The sequence below is a fragment of the Salinactinospora qingdaonensis genome (genome assembly GCF_039539445.1).
Classification (GTDB): Bacteria; Actinomycetota; Actinomycetes; order Streptosporangiales; family Streptosporangiaceae; genus Salinactinospora; species Salinactinospora qingdaonensis.
Map to the genome: position 1 here is coordinate 238,775 of NZ_BAABDD010000006.1, position 18,456 is coordinate 257,230.

The window sequence follows — 18,456 nt, forward strand, 5'->3', positions numbered from 1 at the left end:
CATCGGCCCTGCCATGGCGCGGCGGCGGGAAAGCAGAGGCGGCGGCCCCGGCAGCCGGGGCCGCTCAGGACACCCGCAGTGGCATCACGAGGTAGCGCAGGTCGGGCCGATCGCTCTCGTCAGCGGGCACGTTGGAGATGACCGCGGGTTTGGTGGGACTGGTGAAGCCGATGTCAGCGTGCTCGCTGTCCACCGCGCCGAGCCCGTCGAGCAGGTACTGCACGTTGAAGGCGATACTGAGCTCATCGCCCCCGAACTCCACCTGCATGGCCTCCAACGCTTGGGCGTCGTCCCCCGAGCCCGCCTCCAACACCACCTCGTGGGCGGAGAAGGACAGCCGCAGCGGTGTGCCACGCTCGGCCACGAGCGCGACCCGTTTGACGGCCTCCAGGAGCGGGGCGGTGGGCACCCGCGCCCGCGCGGAGAAGTCGCTGGGGAACCGGGCCTGGTAGTTGACGAACTCGCTGTCGATGAGCCGGGTCGTCATCTGCCGACCGGCGTTGTCGAAACCAATCATGCCCTCGCTGGGCATGGTGGAGTCCCCCGCGCCCCTCTCTGGCGAGAAGAGCGCGATCCCTACATTCGACCCGTTGACCAACGCCCGAGCAGTCTCGGCCAGCGTGCGTGCCGGCACCAAAGCGGTCGCGGCAAGGTCGGGGTGCTCGGGGTGCCACCACAGCTCGCGCACTACGATGCGGTAGCGGTCAGTGGCGGCCCAGGTCATCGAGTCCGCCGCCATCGACAGGTGGACGCCGGTGAGCATCGGCAAGGTGTCGTCACGGCTGGCGACCGGGGTCACCTGGCGGGCCGCCAAGGCGAAGGCGTCGGCGGCGACCGATCCGACCGCTGCGGGCATCTCGGGCAGCCGGGGGTAGTCCTCCAAGGGCAACGTGAGCAGGGTGAAACGCGCACCGCCGCAGGTGAGAGTGACGCGCGGACCGTCAGCGGCGACCTCTACCGGTCGGTCGGGCAGGTTACGCACGATCTCGGCCAGCAGCCGGCCCGACACCAGCACCGTGCCCGCCTCGACGGCAGCCACGTCGACCGCGGCCCGCGCCGAAACCTCGTAGTCGAAGCTGGAAAGCTGTAACCGCCCTGAGGCGGGATCGGAAAGGTCGAGGCGCATCCCCGCGAGCACGGGAACGGCCGGACGGCTGGGCAAGGCTCGGGCCGTCCACGCGACAGCGTCGGCGAACCCCTGCTGATCGACTCGGAATCTCACGCCGGCCTCCTCCTGCCTTCGTCCCACCGAACGACTCACAGCGACCGTATCCAGGGGAAGTGACAATTCGGACGAACGACGCGGAAGGCCACGAAAGCACAAAAGGCGCGACAGAGGCGCCGACGTTCCCGGGAACACCGCCCTCCGTGGCGAATGATGACGGGGAACGCCGGCGCAACGACCATCATGCACGCCCCCGGCACGCCTCACCAAGTGGACACGACAGACAGGCACGGTTTTCTGGGTTTTCTGGCGGCGTGTCGCTGTGGACGACCGGCACCGCGTGGGAAGAGCGCTACGTCCCCCGAGCGAAAAAGGCGGGAACGAAGCCCTATGTCCGGGGGCTAGCACGGTGGGTGACGTGCCAAAGTAGAAGTGCCGCGCTGCCCCAATTTCAGAAAGGACCTACGGTGAGCGTGTCCCCCGCTTCGACCGCCGACCCTACGACTAGTGGCACCAAGGTGCTCGTCGTCGACGATCATGCGTTCTTCCGGCGCGGCCTGGTTTCGGTCCTCGATGAGGAGGCCGACATCGAGGTGGTTGGAGAAGCCGGCGACGGGGCGGACGCCGTCAGCCAGGCCGCCGAGTTGCTGCCCGACGTGGTCCTGATGGATGTACAGATGCCCACCAGCGGCATCGAAGCCTGCGCTGCTGTGAAGGCGGCAGTGCCCTCGGCGCGGATCGTGATGCTGACGATCAGCGACGAGGAGGCCGACCTGTTCGAGGCGTTGAAGGCGGGCGCGACCGGTTATCTGCTCAAGGAGATTTCGATCACCGACCTGCCCGACGCGGTGCGGGCCGTGGCGGGCGGGCAGTCCTTCATCAACCCCTCGATGGCAACCAAGCTGATCGGGGAGTTCGCGGCGCTGGCCAAGAAGGACAAGACCCGGCCCCGTCAGGTGCCCACGCCACGGCTGACCGGACGCGAAACCGAGGTGTTGGGGCTAATCGCCCGCGGCCGTTCCAACCGCGAAATCGCCCGAGAGTTGCACATCGCCGAAAACACGGTGAAAAACCACGTGCGCAACATCCTGGAGAAGCTGCAACTGCACTCGCGGATGGAGGCCGCGGTCTATGCGATCCGCGAGAACGTGCTGGAGTGAGCACGCCGGGCACAGGGGAGGGCCGGGCGGGACACGTATCCGTCCGCCCCTCCCCAAAGTCCTGAAACCCGCCTAAGCGAAAAAACAGGGCATTCACGACACTCTCTGCCGGCGGATTTATCACCAGAGTGACAATCATGCTCGAAAAGACAAGCACCGCGGACAGTGGGGGCGCGTCCGTCGTCTCGTTAGATTCGGCAGTGCGATCACACCGACTCCTCCCGTGATCGCAGACGCGGTACTACGGCCGGCCCTTCCCAGGTCGTGGCTGTTTCGCGTTACTGTTACCCGCCTGGTCCTGGCGGCCTCGGCCGGGGTGACACGGGGCCACCCGTGGCTTAAGCCCCTCGTCATCCCGGCCTGTCACATTCCATCGCGCCGTTGCGCGGCGAGGCGGGCAAGCAGCCGGTGCAACGGTGGATCACGGTAGTATGGGGCGAGTGAGCACGCTGGCCGGGGAAGAGCAACAGCCCGGTCGACATCCGGACCGGCGCCGGTGCTCGGGCACCGTCCCGGCCCCGAGAGCCGATATCCCAGTGGCGCGAGCGTGGGAGCATCTGGCATCGTCTGGGATGCGTTCCGCGGTGCCGGACCCGCCGTGCTCACGGATGGGGTTTCCCGAGCCGCGGCGCGGGAGAAAAACACCATCACAAGCGTGCGAAGCGGTCAGCTTCGCTATGGAGGGTTCGCATAGCGGCCGAGTGCAGCGCTCTTGAAAAGCGCAAGGTCGGTAGCCCCGGCCTCGTGGGTTCAAATCCCACACCCTCCGCACCGATGGGGCTCTCCGAAGGTACCTTCGGAGAGCCCCACGTGTTTTTCCGTGCCGCCGATGGCTGACCGGCTCTTACCTGGTCCAGGCGAAGGCGTCGCCGACGGCGGCGGCGAGGTTGAGGTAGGCGTGGCGGGTGGTGGCGTGGAGCTGGTCGAGGTCGACCTCGGCGCCCTCCTCCAGGTGGGCGTCCCACGGGATCGTGACCACCTGGCGGCCCCGGCTGGCGAAATGCTGGGTCAGCCGGTCCACGTCCACACTGGACTTGCCGGTGGGCACCATCGACAACACCACCACCGCGTTTTGCACCAGATACCCGTAAGCGTGGGCCTCCAGCCAATCCAACGTCGCACTGGCGCTGCGCGCCCCATCCACCGACGCCGTCGAGACCAGCACGATCTGGTCGGCCAACTGCAACACCCCGCTCATCGCCGAATGCAACAAGCCGGTGCCGCAGTCGGTGAGCGTGATCGAGTAGAAGTGCTCCAACAGATCGGCCACCTGCCGATAATCGGTCTCACTGAAGGCCTCCGAGACCGCCGGGTCCCGATCGGAGGCCAAAATCTCCAACCGCGAGGCCGCCTGAGAGGTGAACCCGCGGATATCGGCATAACGACGCACCAGATGGCGCTCGTTGAGCAGATCCCGAATCGTGGCCGCCGTCTCCAACCGCACCTTGTCCGACAGCGTCCCTCGATCCGGGTTGGCATCGACCGCCAACACCCGATCGCCGCGCAGACTGGCCAGCGTCGACCCCAACGCGACCGTGGTGGTGGTCTTGCCCACCCCGCCCTTCAAACTCATGATCGCCACCCGATGGTGCCCGCCGGCCACATGCGTACGCGCCCGCGCCACCAACTCACGCCGCCGCAGCTCGGCCGGCGACTCCCCCGGATGGACCAACCCGAAGGTGGCCGCATGCACCGCCCGACGCCACCCACCCGTAGGCGGCTCCCGCCGCGACCGCACCAACGTCTCCGCCTGCAACGCCTCCGCCGTCTCCGGCACCGCGGGGCGGGGCTGTCCGCCCGAGGGCGGAGAGTCCGGTTGGACGGCGGCCTCCGGCGACGGTGGCGCCGTACCGGCGGGAGCGGCCGGCGCGCTCTCGGACGGGGCGGAAGGCGGCGCTGCCGGCTGCCCCTGATCGGTGGTGACATTGCTGCTGCCGTCCTCGGCTACCGGAGCGAACGTGCCCTCCAGCGGGGGCAACGGCTCAGGCTCGGGGAGATCGTCGTCAGGAGCGCCGTCGGCCGGAGCGTCCACTCGAACGTCCGCCCCACCAGTGGTGTCCGGAGGCGGGGTGGGCGACTCCGCGGGCGGCGACCACGGCGCGCCCGAGGGTGTGGCCACGGACACCTCGCCAACGGAACGGCCGTTGCCCTGGGGCGCCGCCCCCGCCACGGGCGACTGCTGGTGGCGGGAGTCGGCACCGCGGGCGTGCATCGGAGGCTGATAGGCCACCGACGAGTCGCTGTCTGCCTGGTGTTGAGCGTAGGGCGGCGGAGGGGGAGTGGGGGTGTCGCCGCCGAACCAGTCCTCGGGCCGCGTCTCGTTGGAGCCGTGTTCGTCGCCGTCCCGAAACTGGGCGTCGTGGCCCTGCTCTCCCGCCCCGGCGCCGCGGTCGCCTTCCTGACTGTGCGGACGACGTTTACCCGCGTGGTCGGGACCATCGCGATCTTCGTATGCCACCGAGGTTCTCCTAACGGCACGTCAAGGGCCGGGTTGCTCTCCCCGAGTGGGCACCGAGGAAAAAGGGGGAAGAGAACGGACTGTGTTTTCCACCGCCCTGCCAAGCTTCGGAACCTCTGCCACCCGGAGTCAACAACGATAAAAGTATCGGTTTAGCGAAATGGTCACACCGCTCCCCAGCAATAAATCTCGAAACGTTCTCTCACGGCGTGAGCACGGACGATCCAACAACTGCCACAACCAGGGATGGACACAGGTGAACCACACCGAATGCGCGCCGCTGCGGTCCGCTGCGGTAAGCCCGAAACCGCGGCGGCCCGCGCGGCTGTGAGCCGCGCCGGACAGCGCAGTCAGCGGCCGTCGCGCCCGGCGGGCACGGAAACGGTGGGTACGTTGAGGAGCATGCGTGCGATTGTCATCAGCGAACCTGGCGGTCCGGAACGCCTCACCCTGCGGGAGGTACCCGACCCTGAACCCGGCCCCGGGGAAGTCCTCGTCGACGTGGCGGCCACGGCGGTCAACCGGGCCGACATCAACCAACGACAGGGCAACTACCCCCCACCCCCGGGCGCCCCGGAATACCCCGGCCTGGAGTGCTCGGGACACATAGCCGCTCTGGGGCCGGAAACCGCCGCCTCCGGTTGGCACGTCGGAGACCAGGTGTGTGCGCTCCTCAGCGGTGGCGGCTACGCCGAGCGCGTGGCCGTGCCCGTTGGCCAACTGCTGCCGATACCGGCGGGGATCGGGCTGGCTGAAGCGGCCGGCCTGCCCGAGGTGGCCTGCACCGTGTGGTCGAACATCTTCATGACCGCCGGGCTGCGTTCGGGCGAGACACTGCTGGTGCACGGCGGCGGCAGCGGCATCGGAACGTTCGCGGTCCAGTTGGCGCACGCCTGGGGCGCTCGGGTGTTCACCACGGCGGGCAGCGACGAAAAACTCCAGCGCTGCCGGGAACTCGGCGCAGACGTGACAATCAACTACCGTGAGGAGGAATTCGCCGAGCGCGTCCACGCGGAGACCGACGGCGCGGGGGTCGACGTGATTCTCGACATTATGGGCGGCTCATACCTGGCCGCCAACGTGCGCTGTCTGGCCGTCAACGGACGACTGACCATCATCGGGCTCATGGGAGGACGTAGCGCCGAATTGGACTTGGGGCGAATGTTGGTCAAACGGCTGTCAGTACACGCAACGTCGCTGCGTTCCCGCCCGCGCGCCGAAAAAGCGGCGATCGTGCAGGGTGTTGCCGAGCACGTGTGGCCCTTGGTCGAAGCGGGCACCGTGCGCCCTATCGTGGACCGCGAGATGCCCTTGGCCGAAGCGGGCGAGGCACACCGCACCATGGAATCGAGCGCGCATATCGGCAAGATCGTACTTACCACCTGAGCAGCGATATCACCGATACCACCGCGATGGTCAAGGCTCGCCGACGCTCCTGGGTCTGGGGCGCGTCTCCCACAGCGGGCTCCGACAGCGAACTGAGGATAAAGAAGAGAAAGACGCTGTGAGACATCGATGAACAACGAATTCAGTGACGAAGAGCAGCAACACGTTTTGATCCTGGGTCCTGACGGCTCAGCTATGACCTCGGCCGAGCACGGCCAAGCCGACGACTCGGAGGGCGAAGGCGAGGAACAGGAGAACCGGGAGCGCTCCATAACCGAGATGGTCGAGCAACCGGCCAAGGTCATGCGCATCGGCAGCATGATCCGTCAACTCCTCGACGAGGTGAAGTCCGCTCCCTTGGACGAGGCCAGCCGGGCGCGGCTCAGGGAGATCCACGCCAGCTCGATCAAGGAACTGGAAGACGGGCTGGCGCCGGAGCTCATCAACGAACTGGAACGGCTCTCGCTGCCGCTGACCGAGGGGGAAACCCCCAGCGACGCTGAGCTGCGCATCGCACAGGCCCAGCTCGTGGGCTGGCTGGAAGGGCTGTTCCACGGTATACAGACCACGCTGTTCGCCCAGCAGATGGCTACGCGGGCCCAACTGGAGAACATGCGCAAGGCGCTTCCCTCGGGTATGCCGTCGATGCAGGGCCACGAGCAGCAAGAGGCGCAGCGCCCCTCACGCGGCGCTTCCGGGCCCTACCTGTAACGGGTTGGCCGGGGCGCGCCGCGAGCCGCAGGAGGCGCCGAGACGCCCGGAAAGCGGTGCCCGCGGTCGCGCCCCTCGCGTCCCCAACACAAACGGCGGACACGGCAGAGGAGCGCCCTCGCGCTCGTGGCGCCTCCGCTCCGTCCGAAGCGGGTCGGAGACCGACGAAGGCATCGACGACGCCGCGATGCCAGGGTGGCGCCGCCGACCTGGCCAGCCACCTTCCTGACGGTTGCGGGGCCGGGCGGAGGGCGCCTCGCGTTGTCCCGGCCGCAGCACCGCGGACCCCGCACCCCCGCGGCAACAGCCATGGCGCGCCCCGAGAATCGGTTCTAGAGTGCGAGCAGAGGAGACCCACGCGCACTGGTTCCCTACGCGACGAGAAGGACCTAACCGTGCACGACGCAGAGCAGCCCCCGTCGGGTTCCGAGCCCGACCCCGAGGCGCCCCCGGCCGATCCCGCCTCCACTGGGCAGCCCCTTCCGCCCGGGCTGGAAAGTACCCGGGTGGACCGATGGCTGTGGGCGGTGCGGCTGCTTAAGACGCGCGCGGAGGCCGCGCAGGCGTGCCGAGGCGGGCACGTGCGGGTCAACAACCGCAGGGTCAAGCCCGCCGCCGCGGTGCGAGTCGGCGACACGGTGCGTGTCCGGGCGCACGGCAAGACCCGGATCGTGGAAATCACCCACGTCATCGACAAACGGGTCGGCGCGCCGATCGCCGTACGCTGCTATATCGACAACACGCCGGCGACCCCGCCGGCGCGGGAGCAAGGCTCCGTGCCGCGGCGCGCCCCCGGGACGGGCGGCCCCAGCAAACGCGAACGCCGCCAACTCGAACGCTTCCGCCGCAAGTTCGGCTACTGAAGGACGCCCCCCTTAAAGCTGCCGAGCGAGCGAAACCGAAAGGCACGAGCGACGCACGAGCCGTCATGCCCCCGGAGAGGGCGCGTGGCGGAGTGTGGCTTTAGCCTGAGAAGAGCATGCGGTGTTTCCCGTCGCTCGTGCCTCGATCGCTTCGCGATCTCGGCAGCCTGGGGCGGACTGCGGCCAAGGTGAGACGGGCACCGCAACGGGCTGGGGAAGGGCCACGGCTCAACGCCTCCCGGGGAACCCTCTGCCACCGCCTCCGCAGAGACCGCCGCCCACCGCTGCATCCCCCGCGAAAGCGACACCCCACGCCGAAGCGACGCTGCCTCATTCCCCGAGGACCGTCCGCGTCGTTTCCGCTCGCCCCAACCACGGCGTCCCCTTAAAGCTGCCGAGCGAGCGAAACCGAAAGGCACGAGCGACGCACGAGCCGTCATGCCCCCGGAGAGGGCGCGTGGCAGCCCCCACGTACGGCCCACCCGCCGAGACTGCCGAGAACACGCAGCGATCGAGGCACGAGCGAACACCACCCAGCCCGCCCCGCTTGACCATCCCATAGAAACACCCCCGTAGCGACGGGAGTCTCCCTTTTCACGGGCCGGCGGGGAGCTACATGCCGGTGGGCTCCAGGACCTCCCGCCCCACAAACGGGCGCAGCGCCTCGGGGACGATCACGGAACCGTCGGCCTGCTGGTGATTCTCCAAGATCGCCACGATCCAGCGGGTTGTGGCGAGCGTGCCGTTGAGCGTGGCCGCGAAACGGGGCTTGCCCGCCTCGTCGCGGTAGCGAATGTTGAGCCGCCGCGCCTGGAAGTCGGTGCAGTTCGAGGTTGAGGTCAGCTCGCGGTAACGCTGCTGGCTGGGAATCCACGCCTCGCAGTCGTACTTGCGGGCCGCGCTCGTCCCCAGGTCACCACCGGCGATGTCGACCACCCGGTAAGGCAGCTCCAGCTTGTCGAGCATCTCGCGTTCCCACGCCAGCAACCGCAGGTGCTCCTCGTGCGCCTGGTCGGGGTGAGCGTAGACGAACATCTCGACCTTGTTGAACTGGTGCACCCGGATGATGCCACGCGTGTCCTTGCCGTAAGAGCCGGCCTCCCGACGGAAGCAGGTCGACCAGCCGATGTAGCGGTGGGGCAGCGCGTCGGCGGCGAGGATCTCGTCGGCGTGGTACCCGGCCAGGGGCACCTCGGAGGTACCGACGAGGTAGAGGTCGTCGGCGGGCAGGTGGTACACCTCGGCGGCGTGGGCTCCGAGGAAACCGGTGCCCTCCATGGTTTCGGGTTTGACCAGCACGGGAGGCACGGTGGGGGTGAAACCGTTGGCCACCGCCTGCTGCATGGCGAGGTTGAGCAGCCCCAGCTCCAGCATCGCGCCCACACCGGTGAGGAAGTAGAAACGCGCCCCCGAGACCTTGGCGCCGCGCTCGGTGTCGATGGCGCCGAGCTTCTCCCCCAGCTCCAGATGGTCGCGGGGGGTGAAGTCGAACGCGCGTGGCGTGCCGATCTCGTCCATCACGGTGAAGTCGTCGACACCGCCTTCGGGCGCCCCCTCCTCCACGAGGTTGGGAACCTCGGCCACAAGCTGGTCGAGCTCCTCCCCGAGACGCTCGGCCTCGGCCTCAGCCTCCTTGACCTCGGCTGACAGCGCTTTGGCTTTGGCGAGCAACTCCTCGCGTTCCTCCGGTGCGGCGGAGGAGACCGACTTTCCCACATTCTTTTGCTCGGCACGCAGCGACTCGAAGCGCGCGAGTGCGGTGCGGCGGCGCGAGTCCATGTCGAGGAGCCGGTCAACGACGGATTCGTCCTCGCCTCGGACACGCTGCGAGACGCGGAGTCGGTCAGGGTCTTCCCGTAGAGCACGCAGGTCGATCACGCATGCAGGCTACCGCCCTGTGGAAGGTGGTCACATCTCCTTCCCCGGGGCGCCGGCAGCGCTGTCGCTGCTACCGGCGTGCAGGGCGGGACAAGCGCGGGAGCCACCACCGGGGCTGCGCCGGCCCGACGACGCGCGGCAGCAGGAGTTACCCGGCTTCGCCGGCGCGGATGCGGTTGAGCCACAACTCGGCCTCATGGAAGTCGGCGTTGGTGGTGTCGCGCCTGGGCAGGAACGGCGTGAGCTCTGTGCCGGCGTCGTCGCGCGGGTAGCTGCCGAGGAAACGGATGTCCTTGCAGATACGTCGCAGCCCCATCAGCGCTTCGCCGAGGCGGGCCTCGGCGACGTGGCCGTCGGCGTCGAGACAGAAACAGTAGTTGCCCAGGCCGTCGCCGGTGGGCCGGGATTCGAGCCGGGTGAGGTTGACGCTGCGGATCGCGAACTGGTTCAGCAGTTCAACGAGCGCACCGGGGTGGTCGTTGGAGAGAAACGCCACGAGCGAGGTGCGGTCGGCGCCCGTGGGCTCGGGCAGCGCGCCGGGGCGGCGTAGGTAGATGAAGCGGGTGGCGGCGTCAGCACGGTCGCCCACCCCGGTGGCGAGCACATGCAGCTTGTAGCGCTCCGCCGCGACGCGCGCGCAGATGGCGGCGTCGTAGGGCGACCCCGGTTCGGCCACCGCTTGGGCGGCGGCGGCGGTGGAAGAGATGGTGTGGGTTTCGGCGTCGGGCAGGTGGCGCGCCAGCCAGCCGCGGCACTGCGCGAAGGCGTGGGAGTGCGTCGCGATGTGCTTGACGTCGGCGAGTTCGGTGTTGGCCTGGCCGACGAGGACGAACTCGACGGGGACGGCGACCTCGGCGGAGATCAGCAGCGGTTCCCCGTTGATGAGTTCGGCGATGGTGGCGGTGACTCCGCCCTCGACGGAGTTCTCCAGCGGCACCACCCCGCCGGTGAACTCGCCACGCCGAACCGACTCGAAGACCGTGTCGACACCGGAGCAGGGCACGAAAGCGTCGGCGGGCGTGTCGGGTTTGAGTGTGCGCAGCGCGACCTCAGTGAACGTTCCCTCAGGCCCCAGGTAGGCATAACGGTCTGGCATGTTCAGCAGAATATAACGTTCGCGATGGGTGGTGCCGGAGATACAGGGTGGCCATTGCAGGTCACAGACTTTGTGCGGGACGGGGACGGGCAGGCGAGACGGGGCTCACCTGTTGCCGGCGGTGGAGCGGTCCATGGTGGGCTGTTCGCTCTCAGCGGCAGGGTTGTGCCCGTGGCGAGGGCTGCGCCCGCGGTTGCCGCGGCGAGCGGACCGCTCAGCGTCGGCGTCGTCGCTGTGCTGACCGCGAGCGCTGTCAGCGGGGCCAAAGCCTTCGCCCGCAGGCGTGGCCGTTGCGGCAGACTCGCCTGCCTCAGCGGGGCGGGTGAGCGAGACAGTGGAGACGGCCGCGTCGCTGTCCTCAGCGACGATGTCCCCGGCTCCCTGACCCATGCGGGCCGCGCGAATGGCTTGCTGCTCCTCGGGGGAGAGCGTCTCGTTCGCGTGTCCCGCTGCGATGGCTTTGGCGTAGGTACGGGTTTCGCTACGGCCGTTGATGGAGGTCAAGACCACACCGTCGCCCGCTGCGTTGAGCATGGCGATCGAGAAGGAGCGCGCGCCCGACATGGCCTCCAGGGCGTCGTAACGCACCAGGGCGACGTCGCGCACCGCTCGGAGGTCGGCTTGGCCGTTGCCCATCTCGTTACGCAGCCGGCTGAGGACGGCATTGCTCTCGTCCACCGCGGCGCGTGCCTTGGTGTGGGCTCGGGACCCCACGACCAGTCCGCAGAGCCCGATCAGGATGCCTGTGGCAGCAAGGATCGTAGATAACACGGTGCGAGACTAACCGATACAACGGGTTATATCCTGAATACACGGTGCGTCGCGCGCGTCGTTTTCACTGTTGCCGCCGGATCTGGCGAGCTCGCCGGTAGAGCGCCCGGGAGTTGGCGCGGACCCGCTCACGTAACAGGTTCGCCCCCGCGGCGAGCGTGGGACGTAGCTGCCGCGCAGCCAACGCTTGGGCGACGTCGGCGAATTGGCGGGCGCGGTGGGTTTGGGCGCGCAGATCGGTCCCGGTGGGGAGATGCTCCAGGGGCACCTCGACTTCGGTCACCCGGAAGCCGTGGCGCAGCACATCGATGGTGAGCCCCGTCTCGACGCCGAACCCCGACGCGAGGGGGCGGGCGGCCTCAAACGCGGCTCTGGTCAGGCAACGTTGCCCGTTGAGCGGCTGCTCGGGCTCCCAACCGGTGGCGCGGCGGACACCGTCGCGGGCGAGGCGGACAACGAACCCATGGCCGCCCGAACGCAGCCGGTCGGCCGGGAACAGGGCGATGCTCATCTCGGCGTGCCCGGCACGGATGGGCTCGATGAGCGGCCCGGCGCCGGCGGCGCTGTCACCGAGATCGGCGTCGAGGAAGAGGAGGTGGCGCGGCGCCGCGATGGTACCGGAGGCGGTCTGCTGCTCTTCGAGCAGCCGGAGACCTTCGGCTCCGGTCTCCATCGCGGCACCTTTGCCGCGGTTGCGGCTATGCCGGATCAGTCGGGCGCCTGCGCTGGTGGCGGCGGGACCGGTCGTGTCCGTCGACCCGTCGTCGACCACGAGGACGAGGTCCACGCCGGGGAGCGTGCGGGCGGCGCGCACGGTGGCGCCGATCCGCCCGCTCTCGTCCTTGGCTGCGATGACAACGGCGACGTCGCCGGTTCGGCTGGTCCCACCCGAGTCACTCATACGCTGATAGGGGGCAGGTCCGTTACTGCGACGCGGCGGTTCCCGCCGCAGCGGCGATGACATCGGTCGTGGGATGGATCGTAAACACCGCGTCGAGGCCGGTGACTTCCAGGACTTTCATCACGGCCGGGCACGGAGCCACGAGTTCGAGGGCGCCCTCCTTTTCGCGGGCATGCTTCATGACCGAGAGGAGGACGTTCATGCCGGTGGAATCGCAGAACTCCACTCGGGACATGTCGACGAGCAGCCGGCGGGAGCCGTCGTTCACCGCGTCGACAAGCTTGCTGTGCAGATGCGGTGCCGTATAGAGATCAATCTCGCCACGGACAGTGACGACAGCGTAATCCGCGTGAGACTGGCTTGAGATCTTCAACTCCACATTCGAGACTGTAGCGGTCCCGGGGAGTCCGTAGCTACCTCGTACCCGGTGTTTCGTCAGACAGATGGCACGTTGGTGATTAAAACCGCGTTTTTGGGGAAGGCCTGTCCGGTTGGGGCGTGACGATACCGGCCACAGTGCTGCCGCTACCCGTTGACCGACGTCATGTGTTGGTAGGTCTCTTGACCAGCCGTACGCGAGGGCCACGTGTGGTTTTCATCGGAGGATATATCCGAGGCGGGCAGGTCGAGTACCGCCCAAACGGTGGTGGTGTTCTCGTCGACCTCGGTTCCCCACTTGGTAGCGAGATGCTGCACTATACCCAACCCGCGGCCCCCTTGAGCGGTTTCATCAGCGTGAGCGACCCGAGGGAGCGTGTCCGAGCCTCCGTCGCTGACCGAGATCTCTATCCAGGCGCTTTCGTGCGACTCCCCGGCGTCGATCGCGATATTCCACGCCACCCGCAGGCTGTCGGGAGGGAAAGGCGGCGGCAGCGGCTCGGCGTGACGCAGGGCGTTACTCAGTAGTTCGCTGATGACAAGCGCGGCATCGTCGATCTTCGCGGCGCCAATGCCCCATGTGCGTAACTCTGAGCACAGGCGTTGACGCGCGGTTGTCACGCTCGATGGCACATGTGGCAGCAGTACAGCCTTCGACACGTGCGTCTCCCGTCCTTCCGCGCGCGAGTTTGTTCCCCCGTTGCCGGTTCGGCCCGCGGCACCCACGCTCCGAGACGATCCCGAGGCGCCCCGCGATGGCCTAACGCTTGATAGACCTTCCCCTGTTCGGTGCTGTCCGATTTTCGCTATGCCGCTGTGGGTTTCTCGGGATCTACCCGCCGCACAGTGGTTGGTTCTCAGATTGGTTCTATGAACTCCGCCAGGGCCGAAATGCCCCGTCGGTTGGCCTTGGAAACCCGCTGACGGCGGTCCATCCCGAAAGCGGCGCACTTCACGACGACCTCTGGGCACTGCCAGGGGAACTCAGCAGTGCCGACCACCCTGGCCAAAGGCCGTGTCCTCGTGCGCGGTCGGATTTCCCGCGAGCGAACAGGGTATCGTGAATCTCATTCGTGTTCCATGGGGAGTATTGGGATGGGCACTGAGGTCGCCCCCTTGAGCGCGAGCGAGCCTGCGCGCGATGTAGAGCCCCAGGCCGATACCGCCGAATCTGCGGCGATCCCCGACGTCGCCTTGGACGAACCGGTCGAATATGCGCTCCGCGTCACAGGCGGCCACCCCCACCCCCTCGTCGCTGACCTCGACAACCAAGGACTCCCCTGCCACATCGGCGCTCACGGTGACCGTTCCCCCCTCAGGGGAGTACTTGAGCGCGTTCTCCAGTAGTTGACCGATGACGACGTCAGTGGCGACAGGATCGCCGAGCGCCATGGACAGGGAGTCGGGGGCATCAAGCAGCACCTGATGGTGCTCGGAGAGAGGACGGAATGCGGCCGTCGTCTCCCGCAGCAGCGGCACGACGTCAAAAGGCGACTTGTCGACGGTGAGTTCGCCACTGCCGGCGGCCGAGCCCATGAGCAGATTCTCCACCAAGTACGACAGGCGGGTGGAACGTTCGGCGATCGTCGAGATGGCCTCGTAGCGAGCGGTGTCGTCGAGCCTGTCCCACTGGCGCGCCAGGGTCGTGGCAAACCCTCGAACCACGGTGATGGGCGTCCGCAGTTCGTGCCCGGCCGTCGCCAGGAACAGGTCCTTCTCCTGCTCCAGCGCCTTGGCCTGGGTGACGTCGCGAAAATCCACCACCTGCTCCCCGGTTTCGGGGATGTCGGCGATCAGGATCTCCAGCCATCGGCCGTTCTCCAACTGGTGGGTGAGCGACCCACGATGCTGATCGGGCAGGGGGAACGGCGGAGGCGTCCCGATCATATCGGCGAAAGCGTAGCCGGTCAGCTCGGCGGCGGTCCGGTTCCACTTGCGCACGCGACCGGCCCGGTCGAGGACGGCGATGCCGTCGTCGCTGGAGTCGACAACGGCCCGCTCATGGGCGCGGCGTCGGACCATCTCCTGATAAGCCATGGCGTTGCCTAAGGCGACACCGGCGTGCGCGGCGAGCAGTTCGAGCAGCTCCAACTCGACGTGGCCGACTCTGCCTCTGCTGTACAGGGCGTACAGTGCACCGTAGGGGCGCCCCTGGACGTTGGAGACCCCTAGCGCGATCGTGTGCAACCCCTGCAAGTCCGACCAGATCAGGTCGTCGAGCGACCTGGTGTCGTCCGTGGCCAGCAGCACTGTCTTGCCGCTGCGAAGCAGCTCGCCGAACAGGCTCGTCTCTAGGGGCGCGCTGTAGCCGCGCAAGTGGTCGGAGAGCTGAGTGAGGCTGACCAGCCGGAGCTGATCCTCCTCGATGAGGACGAAGCCCCCCGCGTCGGCTCCGGTGAGTTCGGTGAGGCTATGGGCGATACGGTCCAGGACCGACGACAGGTCGAGGTCGACGTTGATGTCGGCGACCACGTCGGTCAGGCGGCGGACGAGTTGGGCACGCTGGGCCACATGGTTGTGGATAGTCGCGGCGTCCTCGACGGCGTTGAACAGGCTCACCCAACCCGCGTTGTTGCCCTGCTCGTCGGTGAGCAGACTGGTGACGACCCGAACGTGCAGGCTGTGGCCGTCACGGTGGTGGCGGCGGGTGTGAACCGCCACCGGGCCCGCGGCGCGTACCCGTTCCAGCACAGCGTGGTGCTCGGCCATGAGCTCGTCGGGAACGATCGGCGCCCGGTCACCGACGACCTCAGCGAAACGCCACCCGAACATGCGCTCGGCCGCCGGATTCCACTGCACGACACGCAGGTCGGGGTCGACCGCCACGATCGGGTCGGCCGCACTGGCCAGGACCGCGTCGGCGGTGAGGGGCGCTGAGGTCACGTGGTCATAGTGCCATTCAGAACACGGTGCGCGACGCGCGAATGGCGAGGTTCGACGGAATCTGGGGCAACAGTGCAGCCGGGACTCGCCGCCCCGGCTCACGGTCGGTTGGTCGCACTCAGGCCACCCGCGGCTCCTCGCCGGTCTCGCTGACCATCTCGCGGCCGGCCACAGCCCAGGCGGTCATGCCGCCGGCGACGTTGGCGGCGCGCCACCCGGCGTCGTTGAGCGCCTGCACTGCCTGCGCTGAGCGCCCACCGACCCGGCAAATAACGTATACCTGTTGGTCCTGCGGGACCTCGCCGGCGCGCTGAGCCAACTCCGTCAGGGGGATGTGCACGGCGTGCGGCGCGTGCCCGGCCTGCCACTCGTCGATCTCGCGGACGTCGAGCAGGTAGCCGTCAGCGGGGACGGTGGTGACCTCAACCACCGGCATATTCTCCCCGAGCAACCGAATCATCCTCCTATGACCCGTTGTGAAACTTATGCCGCGAAGAGGAACCTGTGTTCTGTTCAGCGGTGTACCACAGGGTATGTCCATACGTATGCGGGAGGTCACGGCAGCCCAGTCGTGGGTCCTGGTGGGGATGCTGGCGACGGGGTGCGGCACCGCTATTGGCGGGGGCGGCTTGGCGAAGGTCTGCCCCCGCCCGTCGGGCCCACATCCGCGGTGCAGCCCCGCCCACTGCCGTCCTCACCGCATTGCGTGGCCGCCGGTCATCACCCCCCGGCCGACAGTACCGGCAGCATGAGGGTTTCCCGTCGCTCGTGCCTCGATCGCTGCGCGATCTCGACAGCCAGGGCCGGACTGAGGCCGGGGCTGGTGCCACGGCTTGCGGGATTCAACCCATAACAACCCACGACAGGCGGGCTATACGCCTCGGGCAAAGGCCGCACCCGGCGCCCGCCCGAGAGGTCACCCCCTTATGTTCAAAGTGGGCTATCGCCAGGGCTGGTGCCCCGCTTTGCCCTGTGGCGGGGCTGCCTGCGCCTCGGAGGGCTGCGCCGATCCGGTGCCGTGTCGCGGGAGGTCACCCGTTGTCGTGTCCTAAGGCAACAGCGACGCCTTCGCTCCAGAAGCTACCGGCCCCGCTTCACCTCACTTCAGCGACCGCGCCCCCTCAAGCTACTGAGATCGCGCAGCGATCGAGGTACGAGCGAACGGCATCCGGCTGGGCAAACGCACAGAGGCCTGGAAAAACACCAACGGCCCACCGGGAAGATAGCCAACAGCCATCGACCGTGGTGGGCCAGCCACAACAAACCCCACCCCAACCACGCGGGGCAAAGCCCCGCACCGGGGGGACCGGGGGGTCGCACCCCCGAAAAACACCAACGGCCCACCGGGAAGATAGCCAACAGCCATCGACCGTGGTGGGCCAGCCACAACAAACCCCACCCCAACCACGCGGGGCAAAGCCCCGCACCGGGGGGACCGGGGGGTCGCACCCCCGAAAAACACCAACGGCCCACCGGGAAGATAGCCAACAGCTATCGACCATGGTGGGCCAGCTCGTGGGCGAGGAGGGATTTGAACCCTCACGTCCGTTAGGACACACGGACCTGAACCGTGCGCGTCTACCGTTCCGCCACCCGCCCGAGTGACATATACCTGTAGTGTCCCTTGCGTGTGGGCTTTGCTGGCCTTCCGCTTGGCGACAGAGATAAGGCTAGCACGGGTGCGGGATGGCTCGTGCACGGAAATGTTCAGCGTCTGGTTAGGCGAAGTACGGGGCGCGGGTGAATCAAAGGGCACCATTGCGCGGTTACGATCGTCATACATCGGGAGTGGAGTAAGGGAGGTACCTCGTGGGAGTGCTCCAACGCTTCGAGCGAAGGCTTGAAGGGATGATCGAAGGCACCTTCGCGCGGGCCTTCAAATCGGAGCTTCAGCCCGTCGAGGTCGCGAGCGCTGTGCAGCGTGAGATGGATGAGCGCGCTGCGATCGTCGCGCAGGGGCGGACGTTGGTGCCCAATGACTTTGTGGTGGAGGTCGCGGGTACCGATCGGGAGCGGCTGGAAGTTTACTCGGACAGTTTGGGCCAAGAGCTGTCGAAGCTTGCGCGGGAGTACGCGACCGAGCAGGGGTACTCGTTCGTGGGCCCGGTTCGGGTGCGGTTCGATACGGCGGATGACTTGCAGACGGGCCGGTTTCGGATTCGTTCCGGGGTGATCCGCGGTTCGACGGTGGAGAGCGGAGAGATTCGCCAACCGGTGAGCGATCATCCGGGGGGCCGGCAGGCGAGTCCGGGGAATCCGCGGTTGTTGCTGTCGGCCGGTGGCAGTGCCTATGACGGCAGCCCGGAGTCGCAGGGGATGCAGCAGTCTTTTGAGTTGAACACTCAGGTAACGCTACTGGGTCGGGGGACGGACTGCGATCTGCGTCTGGTCGATAACGGGGTTTCTCGCCACCACGCTGAGATCCGGGTTGCCGACGACGAGGCGGTGCTGGTGGACCTGGGGTCGACGAACGGCACTTTCGTCAACGGCCAACAGGTCAAGCGGGCGCGTCTTGTGGACGGGACGCGGATCAGCCTGGGGCGGACCACGATGACGTTCCGGCGCGACTGAAGGCAGGAGGAGGCTGCTGGCCCACCGATCCCGCGTGTTTTGGGCCGGTTTCAGACCGTGTCTGAGGTGCCGGTCCCGACGACTCCCGTACTCCCATATCGGAACATTCCCGGAATATCACCAGGCCAGGAGGACAACCTCCCAAAGACTTGACCAATCGGGCACAATAACCGCGTCTAACGGGTTTACTTAATTTTTCGGCGCGGTTCGGTACGGTTCCAGCGAAGATGACACG

15 protein-coding genes and 2 tRNA genes are annotated in these 18,456 nt (G+C 67.6%); 6 read left to right on the top strand and 11 right to left on the bottom strand.

Translation table 11 applies throughout. The features are described from left to right. Window positions 1-64 precede the first annotated feature (64 nt). The gene (gene dnaN, locus ABD848_RS09010; protein ID WP_344969573.1) at window positions 65-1,222 is read right to left on the bottom strand and encodes a DNA polymerase III subunit beta; all 1,158 of its coding nucleotides are present in this window, start codon (window positions 1,220-1,222) and stop codon (window positions 65-67) included. Window positions 1,223-1,632: 410 nt separating this feature from the next. Between dnaN and ABD848_RS09015 the strand changes: the two genes are divergently transcribed. Both ABD848_RS09015 and ABD848_RS09020 read left to right on the top strand, forming a co-directional pair. Further along, window positions 1,633-2,325, top strand: coding sequence for a response regulator transcription factor (locus tag ABD848_RS09015; RefSeq protein WP_344969576.1), 693 nt, complete (start codon window positions 1,633-1,635; stop codon window positions 2,323-2,325). A 679-nt stretch (window positions 2,326-3,004) separates the two neighbouring features. Further along, window positions 3,005-3,094 (top strand) — tRNA-Ser (locus tag ABD848_RS09020). A gap of 75 nt (window positions 3,095-3,169) precedes the next feature. On the opposite strand, the gene ABD848_RS09025 is transcribed toward ABD848_RS09020, so the two are convergent. After that, window positions 3,170-4,783, bottom strand: coding sequence for a nucleotide-binding protein (locus ABD848_RS09025; protein WP_344969578.1), 1,614 nt, complete (start codon window positions 4,781-4,783; stop codon window positions 3,170-3,172). A gap of 402 nt (window positions 4,784-5,185) precedes the next feature. Here ABD848_RS09025 and ABD848_RS09030 point away from each other — a divergent pair, with 402 nt between their 5' ends. The 3 genes from ABD848_RS09030 (at window position 5,186) to ABD848_RS09040 (ending at window position 7,743) form a co-directional block, all read left to right on the top strand. Further along, entirely contained in the window at window positions 5,186-6,169 is a 984-nt protein-coding gene (locus ABD848_RS09030; RefSeq protein ID WP_344969581.1) for an NAD(P)H-quinone oxidoreductase, read from the top strand. Window positions 6,170-6,298: 129 nt separating this feature from the next. After that, the gene (locus ABD848_RS09035; RefSeq protein ID WP_344969583.1) at window positions 6,299-6,880 is read left to right on the top strand and encodes a bacterial proteasome activator family protein; all 582 of its coding nucleotides are present in this window, start codon (window positions 6,299-6,301) and stop codon (window positions 6,878-6,880) included. A gap of 395 nt (window positions 6,881-7,275) precedes the next feature. Then, window positions 7,276-7,743, top strand: coding sequence for an RNA-binding S4 domain-containing protein (locus ABD848_RS09040; protein ID WP_425567477.1), 468 nt, complete (start codon window positions 7,276-7,278; stop codon window positions 7,741-7,743). 612 nt (window positions 7,744-8,355) lie between these two features. Here ABD848_RS09040 and serS read toward each other — a convergent pair. From serS to ABD848_RS09085, 9 genes are all read right to left on the bottom strand, one after another. Next, window positions 8,356-9,621, bottom strand: a complete 1,266-nt coding sequence (gene serS / locus ABD848_RS09045; RefSeq protein WP_344969586.1) for a serine--tRNA ligase — start codon at window positions 9,619-9,621, stop codon at window positions 8,356-8,358. 148 nt (window positions 9,622-9,769) lie between these two features. After that, the gene (gene pheA / locus ABD848_RS09050; protein ID WP_344969588.1) at window positions 9,770-10,717 is read right to left on the bottom strand and encodes a prephenate dehydratase; all 948 of its coding nucleotides are present in this window, start codon (window positions 10,715-10,717) and stop codon (window positions 9,770-9,772) included. A gap of 105 nt (window positions 10,718-10,822) precedes the next feature. After that, window positions 10,823-11,488, bottom strand: coding sequence for a DUF4446 family protein (locus ABD848_RS09055; RefSeq protein WP_344969591.1), 666 nt, complete (start codon window positions 11,486-11,488; stop codon window positions 10,823-10,825). Between the two features lie 64 nt (window positions 11,489-11,552). After that, window positions 11,553-12,389: a glycosyltransferase family 2 protein gene (locus tag ABD848_RS09060; protein WP_344969593.1), complete on the bottom strand. Its 837-nt coding sequence runs from the start codon at window positions 12,387-12,389 to the stop codon at window positions 11,553-11,555. 22 nt (window positions 12,390-12,411) lie between these two features. Then, complete coding sequence (locus ABD848_RS09065) at window positions 12,412-12,768, bottom strand: STAS domain-containing protein (protein WP_344969596.1); 357 nt, start codon at window positions 12,766-12,768, stop codon at window positions 12,412-12,414. A gap of 146 nt (window positions 12,769-12,914) precedes the next feature. Continuing rightward, window positions 12,915-13,388 carry an ATP-binding protein gene (locus ABD848_RS09070; protein WP_344969599.1) on the bottom strand — a complete coding sequence of 158 codons (474 nt, stop codon included), beginning with the start codon at window positions 13,386-13,388 and terminating at the stop codon, window positions 12,915-12,917. Between the two features lie 363 nt (window positions 13,389-13,751). Further along, entirely contained in the window at window positions 13,752-15,650 is a 1,899-nt protein-coding gene (locus ABD848_RS09075) for a sensor histidine kinase (RefSeq protein WP_344969601.1), read from the bottom strand. Between the two features lie 118 nt (window positions 15,651-15,768). Further along, on the bottom strand, window positions 15,769-16,086 hold the full coding sequence (locus ABD848_RS09080; protein ID WP_344969604.1) for a rhodanese-like domain-containing protein: 318 nt from the start codon (window positions 16,084-16,086) through the stop codon (window positions 15,769-15,771). A gap of 1,080 nt (window positions 16,087-17,166) precedes the next feature. After that, window positions 17,167-17,249: transfer RNA gene (locus ABD848_RS09085), tRNA-Leu, on the bottom strand. A 210-nt stretch (window positions 17,250-17,459) separates the two neighbouring features. On the opposite strand from ABD848_RS09085, the gene ABD848_RS09090 reads away from it, so the two are divergent. Then, window positions 17,460-18,221, top strand: a complete 762-nt coding sequence (locus ABD848_RS09090; RefSeq protein ID WP_425567478.1) for an FhaA domain-containing protein — start codon at window positions 17,460-17,462, stop codon at window positions 18,219-18,221. The last annotated feature ends 235 nt before the right edge of the window (window positions 18,222-18,456 follow it).